Below are 12,072 nucleotides of genomic sequence, written 5' to 3' on the forward strand. Positions count from 1 at the left end.
GGCCATGACGGCCGCGAAGGCACGCTAATGGCGTGCGGGGGCCGGCCCGGGCATTTCACATAGTGAGACCGATCCCGAAATTTCGGCTTAAGTCTACTTATTTTGGACACTGGCCGTAACTCTCCTGAGATGTTGCATAACCGTATGTGTCAAAGACATCACAAATCGGCATAAATGACTGTCCAGAACTCCCGCCGACTCTCTCAGGCAGGCATGCTGAGCTCGGCAAACGCAGTGAAGGTGATCGTTCCTTCGCTGAGACATGGGGAGTCTCTTTCATGATTCGCATTGCTCCAGCAGGACGCGTGCTGGCCGTCGCGGCCGCGGCGAGCCTGGCTCTGACGGCCTGTGGCAGCGGCGACACGGCCGCGCAGCAGACGACCGGCTCCGCGGCCCCGTCCACGGCGGCCTCGTCCGCGCCGCCGGCGAAGGGCGACGGCACCCTCACCCTGGGTACGGTGCTGCCGCAGACCGGTTCGCTGGCGTTCCTCGGCCCGCCCGAGTTCGCGGGCGTGGACCTGGCCGTCAAGGAGATCAACGACGCCGGAGGCGTGCTCGGCAAGCCCGTCGCGAAGTACGACGCCGACTCGGGCGACACGACCACGAACATCGCCTCGCAGTCGGTGGACAAGCTGCTGGCGCAGAAGGCCGACGCCATCATCGGCGCCGCCTCCTCCTCGGTGTCCGAGTCGATCATCGACAAGATCACGGGTGCTGGGGTCGTGCAGTTCTCGCCGGCCAACACCTCCGACACCTTCACCACGATCCAGGACAACGGGCTGTACTTCCGTACCGCGCCGCCGGACAAGCTCCAGGGCCGCGTGCTCGGCGACGTCGTCGTGGCCGACGGCAACGACACGGTCGCCATCATGGCGATGCAGGACTCCTACGGCTCCGGCCTGGCCGACCAGGTCAAGGCGACCGCCGAGGCGGCCGGCGCCACCGTCGTGGAGCGGGTCGACTACGACCCGAAGGCGGCCGACTTCTCCGCCGACATCGCCAAGATCAAGGCCAAGAACCCGAAGGCGGTCGTGCTGATCGGCTTCGAGGAGACCGCCAAGGTCATCGCGGAGCTGGTCAAGCAGGGCATGCCCGCCGACAAGGTGAAGTGGTACATGGTGGACGGCAACATGTCGAACACCAACTACGTGAAGATGCCGAAGGGCACGCTCACCGGCGTCAAGGGCACCACCCCCGGCGCCGAGGCCCCCGAGGAGTTCAGGAAGAGGCTCGCCGAGGTCGCCCCCGACCTCGACGACTACACCTACTCCGCCGAGGCGTACGACGCGGCCAACCTGATCGCGCTGGCCGCCGAGGCCGCCAAGGACGACTCCGGCCGCTCCATCGCCTCCAAGCTGGCCGACGTCAGCAAGGGCGGTGAGAAGTGCAAGACCTTCAAGGAGTGCGTCGACCTGCTGAAGGCCGGCACGGACATCGACTACGACGGCGTCAGCGGTCCGGTCGAGTTCGACGCCGCCGGTGACCCGGCCGTCGCCACGATCGGCGTCTACCAGTACGGCGAGGACAACACGTTCCCCAGCAAGGCGCTGGAGTACCGCACCGGCAACATCGAGGGCTGAGGCTCAGCCGCCGCCCAGGCCGCAGGCCCGCTGCGCGTAGCGGATCAGGCGGTCCTGCACCGGCTTGGGCGGCGTCACGATGACCACGCGCTCCTCACCCCCGTCCAGGCTCGCCCGGACGGGGAACATGAAGGCCTTCTTCGCCTCGCCGAAGGAGTGCCCGTCGCAGCGGGCGGGGGTGAGCTCGACCGGCACCTCCATCCGCTGCCGGTCGGCCGACAGCACGCCCGGCGGCCGCCGTTCCAGGCCGACGTTGTAGTGCGTCGTGCCGCCCAGGTCGCGCACCGCCACCTCGCCCGCGCCGCGCCGGGTGAGCACCAGCGTCGTCCGCATGACCCCGCCCGCCTCCGTCCACCGCGGGCCGAACGCGATGCCCGCCGCCTGCTCGATGAGGAACTGCGAGCACTCGTCGCGCAGCAGCCTGGTCAGCAGCGGATCCGGGTGCGGCACCTTGAACACCACCTTGCGCGGCTGCTCGGAGCCGGTGGCGACGTGCGCCACGACGGTGGCCGGGCGCAGCTCCGGCAGGCGGTCCGGGGTGCAATGGGCGGCACCGTACGGGATGGGGATGTCCGTACGATTGGTCCGGCCGATAGTGGTCTCGACCTTTTTAGGGGGAAGCGTCCTAAATGACGGCGTGACGAGCTGGACGTCGGCGAAAAACACCGATGTTTCGCCGGTATTTCGGACAGCGACCTGAAGACGGTGGACCGGCTCGTCGGAACGCCATTGGGCCAGCGAGACCGAAACACCCGCCGGCGCCTGGGCGGACGGCTCGGCCCCGCCGCAACCGGCAATGAGGACGACCGCTGCCAGTAGGGCGCAGATCCGCTTCACTCATCGCACATTAAGCCTCCTTCCCCTGGTCCGTAAGTTGAGGACTGATTACGACTCCGCATCCAAGTGCCGACAGTTCCTCTCCGCATCTAGTTCGAGTACGCAGCGATTTTGTACGTTTCCGTCATTCGATCGGGAACGCTCGGCGGTGCTGACGGATCCCGGCCTGGAAATGAAGGAGACACTTCATGATCCGCATTGCTCCCGTGGGACGGGCGCTGGCTGTCGTGGCTGCCACGAGCCTGGCCCTGACAGCCTGCGGTGGTGGCGGCGACACCGCCACGCAGACTTCTCAGAGTGCCGCGCCGGCCTCGTCGGCGCCCGCCGCCAAGGGCGACGGCACGCTGACCCTCGGAACGCTGCTGCCCCAGACCGGTTCGCTGGCGTTCCTCGGCCCGCCTGAGTTCGCGGGCGTGGACCTCGCTCTCAAGGAGATCAACGAGGCCGGAGGCGTGCTCGGCAAGCCGGTTGTCAAGCACGACACCGACTCGGGCGACACGACCACGAACATCGCCTCGCAGTCGGTGGACAAGCTGCTGGCGCAGAAGGCCGACGCCATCATCGGCGCCGCCTCCTCGTCGGTGTCGGAGTCGGTGATCGACAAGATCACGGGCGCGGGCGTGGTGCACTTCTCGCCCGCCAACACCTCCGACAAGTTCACCACGATCGCCGACAAGGGCCTGTACTTCCGTACGGCGCCGCCGGACCAGCTCCAGGGCCGCGTCCTCGGCGACCTCGTCATCTCCGACGGCAACGACACGGTCGGCGTCGTCGCGATGCAGGACTCGTACGGCACCGGCCTGGCCGACCAGGTCCAGAAGACCATCACCGACGGCGGTGGCCAGGTGGTCGAGCGCATCGACTACGACCCGAAGGCCGTCGACTTCTCCGCCGACGTCGCCCGGCTCAAGGCCGCCAACCCCAAGGGCATCGTCCTGATCGGCTTCGAGGAGACCCTCAAGGTCGTGCAGGAGCTGGTCAAGCAGGGCATGCCGGCTGACAAGCACAAGTGGTACATGGTGGACGGCAACATGTCGAACACCAACTACAAGGAGCTCCCGAAGGGCACGCTGGAGGGCGTCAAGGGCACCTACCCCGGTGCCGCCGCTCCGGACGAGTTCCGGCAGAAGCTCATGGAGGTCGACCCCGAGCTCGAGGACTTCACCTACGCCCCCGAGTCCTACGACGCGGCGAACCTGATCGCGCTGGCGGCCGAGGCGGCCAAGAGCGACGCGGGCGTCGACATCGCCGGCAAGCTGGCCGAGGTCAGCAAGGGCGGCGAGAAGTGCACCAACTTCAAGGAGTGCGTCGACCTGCTGAAGGCCGGCACGGACATCGACTACGACGGCGTCAGCGGTCCGATCGAGTTCAACGACGCCGGTGACCCCGCCACCGCCACCATCGGCATCTACCAGTACGGCGACGACAACACCTACCCGGTGAAGGCGCTGGAGTACCGCACCGGCAACATCGCCGGCTGACGACTCACCGCCGAACGCTTCAAGGGCCCGGTCACCGCGACCGGGCCCTTTCCCGTGCCCGGAGTCACCCCGGGCAGCCCGCCACGATCCGGTCGGCCGCCGCCCGGTACCGCCTGAGCAGCTCCACCTGCCGCTCGTGCGGCACGTCGCTCCTGGACAGCCCCTCGGTCGTCGTCTCGACGGCCCCTACGGCGTCCCGCAGCGCGCCGGGAAGCCGGTCGCCGAACTCCTGCGTGGTGCCGCGCACCTCGGCTATGCGGCCCAGCACGGCGTCCTCGAAGTCCTGCCGCTCCTCCTCGCCCTTCGGCTCCAGCAACAGGTCGGCGTACCCGATGATGGAGACCACGCGGGCGCAGGGGCTGTCGGCGGGGTCGCCGCCGGTGCTGTACTTCCGGGCCGAGGAGGCGTCCTCCTGACAGCCGGCGAGCAGGAGGGGCAGGATCAGCGCCACCATCGCCGAACGGTTCACAGCAGACATTGAAAACGAAGAAGGGGCCTCCTGAGGAGGCCCCTTCCCGATCTTTCTCTTACGCCTTGGCGAGCGTGCCGAGATACAGCTCGATCACCTTGGGGTCGTCGGCCAGCTGCCTGCCGGTGCCGGTGTAGGCGTTGCGGCCCTGGTCGAGCACGTAGCCGCGGTGGCAGATCTGCAGGCAGCGCCGGGCGTTCTGCTCCACCATGATCACGGTCACGCCGGCCTTGTTGATCTGCTGGGCCTGGATGAAGACCAGGTCCTGCAGCTTGGGCGACAGACCGGCCGACGGCTCGTCGAGCAGCAGCACCGACGGCTCGGTCATCAGGGCCCTGGCCATCGCGACCATCTGCCGCTCACCGCCGGACAGCGAGCCGGCGCGTTGCTTGCGCCTCTCCTTGAGCGCGGGGAACAGCTCGGCCACGAACTCGAAGCGCTCCTTGAACTTCCCCGGCACCTGGAAGGCGCCCATCTCGAGGTTCTCCTCGATGGTGAGGCTGGGGAAGACGTTGTTGGTCTGCGGCACGTAGCCGACGCCGCGGGAGACCAGCGAGTGCGCCTTCATGTTCGTGATGTTCTCACCCTTGAGCAGCACCGTGCCGCTGCGGATGGTGACCAGCCCGAACATGGCCTTCAGCAGCGTCGACTTGCCGGCGCCGTTGGGGCCGATGATGCCGATCAGCTCGCCCTCTTTGACGTAGAGGTCGGAGCCGTTGAGGATGTTGACGCCCGGCAGGTAGCCCGCGATCAGCTCGTCGCAGCGCAGCACCGCGTCCTTGGCGCCCTCCAGGTGGGCGCTGCGGTCGGTGACGGCCTGTTTCGACTGGACCGGCTCTTCTGCGCTGCTCACTTCTGCGTCTCCTCTTCGATCTCGGCCTCCAGCGCGGCCTCGGCGTCGTGCAGCTGCTCCTCCAGCTCGCCCTCCGACAGAGGAGCGTCGTGGTGGGCGCCGAGGTAGGCGTCGATCACGCGCTCGTCGGACATGATCGTCGAGGGCGGGCCCTCGGCGATGACCGCGCCCTGCGCCATGACGATGACCCAGTCGCTGATGTCGCGGACCATGTCCATGTCGTGCTCGACGAAGAGCACCGTCATGCCCTGCTCGCGCAGGTCCTTGACGTGGCCGAGCAGCGACTGGGTGAGCGCCGGGTTGACGCCGGCCATCGGCTCGTCGAGCATGACCAGCTCGGGCTCCACCATGAGCGCGCGGGCCATCTCCAGCAGCTTGCGCTGGCCGCCCGACAACGACCCGGCGAAGTCGTCGCGCTTGGCGTCGAGCTTGAAGCGGGCCAGCAGCTCCTCGGCCCGCTCGGTGATCTCGGCCTCCTGACGGCGCCAGGCGCCCGGGACGAGGGCCCGCCAGAAGTTCTCGCCCTTCTGGTGCTGGGCGCCCAGGCGCATGTTCTCCAGCACCGTGAGCCGCGACAGGGCCTTGGTGAGCTGGAACGTGCGGACCATGCCGCGCCTGGCCACCTTGTGCGCCGGGACGCCGTTCATCGCTTTGCCGTTGAACGTCCACGTGCCCGAGTCGGCGGTGTCGAAGCCGGTGAGCTGGTTGAAGAACGTCGTCTTGCCCGCGCCGTTGGGGCCGATCAGCGCGGTGATCGAGCCGCGCTGGACCTCGACGTGCTTGACGTCGACCGCGGTGAGACCGCCGAACCGGCGCACCACGTTGTCCACCGTGAGGATCGGGTCGGGCTTGGGCACACCGGGCTCGCGCTCCATGTCCTTGAAGACGGCGGTGGCGGCGGCCTTGCGGTCGGTGGCCGAGGTAACGGCGGTGGTTTCAGCGTGCATCGATTGCGATCTCCCTCTTGTCACCGAAGATGCCCTGTGGCCGGAAGACGAGCAACAGGATGAGGCCGAGACCGACGAAGACGTACCGCAGGGCGCCGGCCTGGCTGGTGTCGATGAACGTGATGACGCCGGCCGCGACCGCCTCGCTCAGCGTGCCGTTGAGCAGGACGAGCAGCACCCAGAAGATCATCGACCCGACGACCGGGCCGAGCACCCGCGCGGCCCCGCCCAGGATGACCATCGTGTAGAGGTAGAACGTGGTCTCGGTGCCGAAGACGTCCGGCTGCACCGACCCGTAGGCCAGGCCGTAGATGAAGCCGCCGAGGCAGCCGATGACGCCGCCCAGGACGAGCGACTGCATCTTGTACGAGAACACGTTCTTGCCGAGGCTGCGCACGGCGTCCTCGTCCTCGCGGATGGCCTTGAGCACACGGCCCCACGGGCTCTTCATCAGCAGGAAGACGATGAAGCAGCACAGGGCGATGAGCAGCCAGCCGACGACCATGACCCACAGCTGCCAGTGCGCGAAGAAGATCGGGATCGGCCCGAGGTTGAAGCCGTACTCCCCTTCGGGGAAGGGGTTGAGCGCCTGGAAGCCGCCGCTGAAGCCGCGCTGGCCGTCGGAGCCGCCGAAGATGTCCTTGAACGCCACCGAGCGGAACAGCAGCCGGATGATCTCCGCCACGGCGATGGTGACGATGGCCAGGTAGTCGGCCCGCAGGTGCAGCGTCGGGATGCCCATGAGCAGCGCCAGGATGGCCGCGGCCACCAGGCCGACGGCGATGCCCACCCAGAACGGCAGACCTATGACCGTGACGGTGACCGCCAGGCCGTAGCCGGCCACGGCCATGAACGCCGCCTGGCCGAAGTTGAGCAGGCCGGTGTAGCCGAAGTGGATGTTGATGCCGATCGCGGCGAGCGCGTACAGCACGGTCTCCACGCCGACGGCCGACTTGATGGTGGTGCTGAAGATCGTGATCCAGTCCATTTGTGACCCTCCCCCGATCAGCCGATTCGCTCACGGCGGCCCAGGATGCCCTGGGGCCGGACGAGGAGCACGATGATGAGCACCGCGAGGGCGCCGACGCTCTTGAGCTCCGGCGGCACCCACAGCGTGGACACCTGGATGAACAGGCCCACCACGAGCGACCCGACCAGGGCGCCGAACGCGGTGCCGAGACCGCCGAGGGTCACGCCGGCGAAGATGAGCAGCAGGACGTCCTGGCCCATCGTGTACTTGAGGTTCTGCGAGAGCCCCAGCATGATGCCGGCGAGCGCGGCGATGGCCCCGCCGACCGTCCAGATGATCCTGATCACGCCGTCGACGTTGATGCCGGACGACGCGGCGAGCGCGGGGTTGTCGGCCACGGCGCGGGCCGCCTTGCCGGTGCGGGTGCGCAGCAGCGCGATGCCCACGACGACCAGGACGGCCAGCTCGATGCCCATGGCGACGAGGTTCTTGGGCGCGGCGGAGATCGGCCCGATCTCGATGCCCGGCTGCGCGGTGTACTGCGCGTACGACTCGGTCTGGCCGCCGAAGAAGATCAGGAAGACATAGCGCAGGAAGATCGCCACACCGATGGAGATGATCATCATGGCGATGGTGCCGGTGCCGCGCCTGCGCAGCTGGCCCCAGAACAGCCGGTCCTGGCCGTAGCCGAGCATGCCGGCGAGGATCACCGCGCAGACGGCAGCGGGGATCAGATGGAGCCCGAAGCCCACGTTGAACGCATAGGCCAGGATCGCGCCGAGCGTGACGAGCTCGCCGTGGGCGAAGTTGGTCAGGCCGGTGGTGCCGTAGATGAGCGACAGGCCGAGAGCGGCCAGCGCGATGATCAGGCCGAGGTTGAGGCCCTCGAAGGTGAGCTGGGCGGCCTGGGTCCAGAACGGGCTGGCCCCGCTGCCCTCATCGCCCTGCTGCTGAGCCGCGGCGCCCTTCGCCTGCAGGGCGAACAGGACCGAGGAGCAGTTGCCCTCGTAGACGGTCGGCGTGCGGACGTTGTTGCCACCCCGGATCTCGGCGTTCTGGGGCAGACTGGCGGGGTCCAGAGTGACCTGGTACCGCCCAGGGTCCTCGACTTGCACGTCCCAGGCGCCTTGTGCGTTGCTGGTGACCGTCTCGACGGGTTGTCCGCCCTCGGTCGACACGGCGATCCTGGCGCCGTTCACTGGCTGGCCTTGGAATGTGAGTGTTCCCCTCAAACCCTGGCAGTCGGCGGGGTCCGCATGAGCGGGGCCGACCAGCAGGAAGACGAGTCCACCCAAGAAGGCCGTGAACGCGATCACGGCTCTGCGCAATGGTGCTCCCTCAAGTAGGTCAAGGCGGGGTTGTGCCCCTCCATCTCGACACGCGCGCATCGCAGGCACAACTGGGATGCAATGGCGGGAGCTTATTCGTGATACGCCCGTTTAAGTATCGTTCGTCACCAATTAGTGACATGTGTGTGTCACGGATGTGAGGATCAACGGGCCTGGTCAGGCGCTAAATCGTCGATGACGCCTGGCATTTGCGCATAACAGATCGAAAACGATCGCGAAGAATTGGTGGACGAGCCCGCGGGTCTGCCGTTGGGGCCGTGTAGGGCTTCCCCGGCCGTACACGTTTTCTACTAAGCCTCCCCGCGGGCTCTGGCCTGGACCCACCGTAGCGACCCGCGGGGGTGACGCGCAAAGGGAGAGCGAAGACGCCGTAAGGGTCAGCGGTCGCGCAACATGCAGGTGAGCCGGGAGGTGCAGACGAGGCGTCCCTGGTCGTCGGTGATCTCGATGGCGTACGTCGCCAGCGTCCGCCCGCCGTGCACCCGCGTCGCGACGCCGGTCACGTGGCCGGAGGTCGCGGAGCGGTGGTGGGTGGCGTTGATCTCGATGCCCACGGCGATGCGCTCGGGGCCGGCGTGGATGGCCGCGCCCACCGAGCCCAGCGTCTCGGCCAGCACCGCCGAGGCCCCGCCGTGCAGCAGTCCGTACGGCTGGGTGTTTCCCTCGACCGGCATCCGGCCCACGACCCGCTCCGGCCCGGCCTCGAGGAACTCGATGCCCATGCGGTCGGCCAGGGTGTCGCGGTGCAGGTCGCCGAAGACGGAAAGATCCACGGGGCGGTCGACGGGGTCGGTCTGCGTCAAGGGGACGCCTCCACTCTTCCGAGCTCGGGTTTTCTGTCGGAGAGGCAGACTAGGCTGCGTGTGTGCCGAAGAGTGAAGTGACCCCCAGCCGCCCGTGCCTGTTGCTGCTCGACGGGCATTCGCTGGCCTACCGTGCGTTCTACGCGCTGAAAGACGCCAACCTGATGACCACCGACGGTCAGCACACCGAGGCGGTCTACGGGTTCACCTCGATGTTGACCAACATCCTGCGCGACGAGCAGCCGACGCACGTGGCGGTGGCCTTCGACCGGTCGGAGCCGACGTTCCGCCACGAGGAGTACGCCGACTACAAGGCCAACAGGAGCGAGACCCCGGAAGACTTCCGCGGTCAGATGCAGCTCATCTACGAGCTGCTCGACACGCTGCGCATCCCGCGCCTGTCCAAGGCCGGGTTCGAGGCCGACGACCTCATCGCCACCCTCGCCACCCGCGCTTCCGCCGACGGCATGAACGTCCTGATCGTCACCGGCGACCGCGACGCGCTGCAGCTGGTCAACGAGCACGTCACCGTCCTGATGACCCGGCGCGGCATCAGCGACATGACCCGCTTCACCCCCGAGGCCGTCCAGGAGAAGTACGGCCTCACCCCGGAGCAGTATCCCGACTTCGCGGCGCTGCGCGGCGACCCCAGCGACAACCTGCTGAGCATCCCGAGCGTGGGGGAGAAGACCGCCGCCAAGTGGGTGCGCGAATACGGCTCGCTGACCACCCTGGTCGACCGGGTCGACGAGGTCAAGGGCAAGGTCGGCGACAAGCTGCGCGAACACGTCGCCCAGGTCCTGATGAACCGCCGCCTCACCGAGTTGCTGCGCGACGTCCCCGTCGACGTCGACCTCGGCGACCTGCGGCAGGGCTCGTGGGAGCGCGAGGAGATCAACAAGCTCTTCGACACCCTGCAGATCCGCGGCGAGCTGCGCGAGCGGGTGTTCAAGGTGCTCGGCACCGCCGAGCAGGAGCCCGACCAGGGCTTCGAGGTCGAGACCGTGCTGCTCGGCCCCGACCGGGTGGCCGGCTGGCTGTCGGCGCTGCCCGAGGGCCGCGCCGGGCTCGCCTTCCGCGGCGTCTACGGCAGCGGCACCGGCCGCATCGACGGCATCGCCATCGCCTCGCCCGACGGCACGGCCGCCCACATCGACCCCGTCAAGCTCACCGAGGCCGACGAGGCTGCCCTGCGGGCCTGGCTGGGCGACGACGCAAAGCCCAAGGCCGTCCACGACGCCAAGGGGCCCATCCTGGCGCTCTGGGCGCAGGGCATGGAGCTGCGCGGGCTCAGCTGCGACACCGCGCTGGCCGCCTACCTCGCGCTGCCGGGTCAGCGCACGTTCGCCCTCGAAGACCTGGCCAGGCGCTACCTCAACCGCGACCTGCGGGCCGAGGAGGCGCCCAGCGGACAGGCCGCGCTCTTCGGCGACGACGAGGACGCCCCGGCCAAGGACCTCGCGCTGCGCGCCCACGCCGTGCGCGAGCTGGCCGACGCCCTGGAGACGTTCCTGGCCGGGCGGGGCGGCACGCAGCTGCTCGGCGACGTGGAGCTGCCGCTGCTGTCGGTGCTGGCCGAGATGGAGCGGGCCGGCATCGCCGTCGACAGCGAATACCTCGCCGGGTTGGAGGCCGAGTTCGGCGCCGCGGTCAAGCACGCCGTGGAGGAGGCCCACCGCTCGGTCGGCGAGCAGTTCAACCTGGGCTCGCCCAAGCAGCTGCAGGAGATCCTCTTCACCCGGCTCAACCTGCCCAAGACGAAGAAGATCAAGACCGGCTACAGCACCGACGCCGACCAGCTCGCCTGGCTCGCCACCCAGACCGAGCACGAGCTGCCGACGATCATGCTGCGCCACCGCGACCAGCAGAAGCTGCGCACCACGGTCGAGGGCCTGATCAAGGAGATCGCCGACGACGGGCGCATCCACACCACGTTCAACCAGATCATCGCCGCCACCGGCCGGCTGTCGTCGGAGAAGCCCAACCTGCAGAACATCCCGATCCGCACCGCCGAGGGCCGCCGCATCCGGCAGGGCTTCGTCGTCGGCGAGGGCTACGAGACGCTGCTGACCGCCGACTACAGCCAGATCGAGCTGCGCATCATGGCCCACCTGTCGGGCGACGAGTCGCTGATCGAGGCGTTCGAGTCGGGTCACGACTTCCACCAGGCGACCGCGGCGCGGGTCTTCGACCTGCCGCCCGAGCAGATCGACGGCGAGCTGCGCGCCCGCATCAAGGCGATGAACTACGGCCTGGCCTACGGCCTGTCCGACTTCGGCCTGTCCGGGCAGCTCAACATCCCGGTGGCCGAGGCGCGGGCGCTGAAGGAGGAGTACTTCCAGGAGTTCGGCGGCGTACGCGACTTCCTGCACGCCATCGTCTCCCAGGCCCGCACCGACGGCTACACCGAGACGATCATGGGCCGCCGCCGCTACCTGCCCGACCTCACCAGCGACAACCGCCAGCGCCGGGAGATGGCCGAGCGGATGGCGCTCAACGCCCCGATCCAGGGCTCGGCCGCCGACATCATCAAGGTCGCCATGCTCAACGTCCGGCGGGCGCTGGGCGAGGAGGGGCTGGCCTCGCGGATGCTGCTGCAGGTCCACGACGAGCTGGTGTTCGAGGTGGCGCCGGGCGAGCTGGAGCGGCTCAAGCAGCTCGTGTGCGACCAGATGAACGCCGCCTACCACCTGCGGGTGCCCCTGGAGGTCTCGGTGGGCGTCGGCCGTACGTGGGAGGACGCGGGCCACTGAGCGCGGGCCCCCGCCCGCGGGGTTCGGGGG

At 68.4% G+C, this 12,072-nt stretch carries 10 protein-coding genes; 3 read left to right on the forward strand and 7 right to left on the reverse strand.

The window, feature by feature from the left end; all coding sequences use genetic code 11:
* Positions 1 to 278: 278 nt before the first annotated feature.
* The gene (locus C1J01_RS23410; protein WP_111181122.1) at positions 279 to 1,580 is read left to right on the forward strand and encodes an ABC transporter substrate-binding protein; all 1,302 of its coding nucleotides are present in this window, start codon (positions 279 to 281) and stop codon (positions 1,578 to 1,580) included.
* 3 nt (positions 1,581 to 1,583) lie between these two features.
* On the opposite strand, the gene C1J01_RS23415 is transcribed toward C1J01_RS23410, so the two are convergent.
* Positions 1,584 to 2,246 carry a hypothetical protein gene (locus C1J01_RS23415; RefSeq protein ID WP_146615699.1) on the reverse strand — a complete coding sequence of 221 codons (663 nt, stop codon included), beginning with the start codon at positions 2,244 to 2,246 and terminating at the stop codon, positions 1,584 to 1,586.
* Positions 2,247 to 2,605: 359 nt separating this feature from the next.
* Between C1J01_RS23415 and C1J01_RS23420 the strand changes: the two genes are divergently transcribed.
* Entirely contained in the window at positions 2,606 to 3,898 is a 1,293-nt protein-coding gene (locus C1J01_RS23420; protein ID WP_111181124.1) for an ABC transporter substrate-binding protein, read from the forward strand.
* Positions 3,899 to 3,962: 64 nt separating this feature from the next.
* Here the strand turns inward: C1J01_RS23420 and C1J01_RS23425 are convergent, their stop codons facing one another.
* The 6 genes from C1J01_RS23425 to C1J01_RS23450 all read right to left on the reverse strand — a co-directional run bounded on the left by C1J01_RS23425 (position 3,963) and on the right by C1J01_RS23450 (position 9,259).
* The gene (locus tag C1J01_RS23425; RefSeq protein WP_111181125.1) at positions 3,963 to 4,367 is read right to left on the reverse strand and encodes a hypothetical protein; all 405 of its coding nucleotides are present in this window, start codon (positions 4,365 to 4,367) and stop codon (positions 3,963 to 3,965) included.
* A 58-nt stretch (positions 4,368 to 4,425) separates the two neighbouring features.
* Complete coding sequence (locus tag C1J01_RS23430) at positions 4,426 to 5,220, reverse strand: ABC transporter ATP-binding protein (protein WP_111181126.1); 795 nt, start codon at positions 5,218 to 5,220, stop codon at positions 4,426 to 4,428.
* Positions 5,217 to 6,167 carry an ABC transporter ATP-binding protein gene (locus C1J01_RS23435; RefSeq protein ID WP_111181127.1) on the reverse strand — a complete coding sequence of 317 codons (951 nt, stop codon included), beginning with the start codon at positions 6,165 to 6,167 and terminating at the stop codon, positions 5,217 to 5,219. The genes C1J01_RS23430 and C1J01_RS23435 overlap by 4 nt, the downstream gene beginning before the upstream one ends.
* A complete protein-coding gene (locus C1J01_RS23440; RefSeq protein ID WP_111181128.1) occupies positions 6,157 to 7,155 on the reverse strand; it encodes a branched-chain amino acid ABC transporter permease in 999 nt (332 codons plus the stop codon). Before C1J01_RS23440 ends, C1J01_RS23435 begins: the two co-directional genes overlap by 11 nt.
* A gap of 17 nt (positions 7,156 to 7,172) precedes the next feature.
* A complete protein-coding gene (locus C1J01_RS23445; RefSeq protein WP_111181129.1) occupies positions 7,173 to 8,336 on the reverse strand; it encodes a branched-chain amino acid ABC transporter permease in 1,164 nt (387 codons plus the stop codon).
* Between the two features lie 527 nt (positions 8,337 to 8,863).
* Positions 8,864 to 9,259, reverse strand: a complete 396-nt coding sequence (locus C1J01_RS23450) for a PaaI family thioesterase (protein WP_438943126.1) — start codon at positions 9,257 to 9,259, stop codon at positions 8,864 to 8,866.
* Positions 9,260 to 9,351: 92 nt separating this feature from the next.
* Between C1J01_RS23450 and polA the strand changes: the two genes are divergently transcribed.
* Positions 9,352 to 12,042 carry a DNA polymerase I gene (gene polA / locus C1J01_RS23455; RefSeq protein ID WP_111181130.1) on the forward strand — a complete coding sequence of 897 codons (2,691 nt, stop codon included), beginning with the start codon at positions 9,352 to 9,354 and terminating at the stop codon, positions 12,040 to 12,042.
* Positions 12,043 to 12,072 lie beyond the last annotated feature (30 nt).

Source organism: Nonomuraea aridisoli (assembly GCF_003236395.1).
GTDB classification, from domain to species: Bacteria; Actinomycetota; Actinomycetes; order Streptosporangiales; family Streptosporangiaceae; genus Nonomuraea; species Nonomuraea aridisoli.

Bases quoted from the DNA above. Each gene is read 5' to 3' on its own strand.
- C1J01_RS23435 (WP_111181127.1), bottom strand. From the start codon at position 6,167: ATGCACGCTGAAACCACCGCCGTTACCTCGGCCACCGACCGCAAGGCC.
- C1J01_RS23440 (WP_111181128.1), bottom strand. From the start codon at position 7,155: ATGGACTGGATCACGATCTTCAGCACCACCATCAAGTCGGCCGTCGGC.
- C1J01_RS23420 (WP_111181124.1), top strand. From the start codon at position 2,606: ATGATCCGCATTGCTCCCGTGGGACGGGCGCTGGCTGTCGTGGCTGCC.
- C1J01_RS23410 (WP_111181122.1), top strand. From the start codon at position 279: ATGATTCGCATTGCTCCAGCAGGACGCGTGCTGGCCGTCGCGGCCGCG.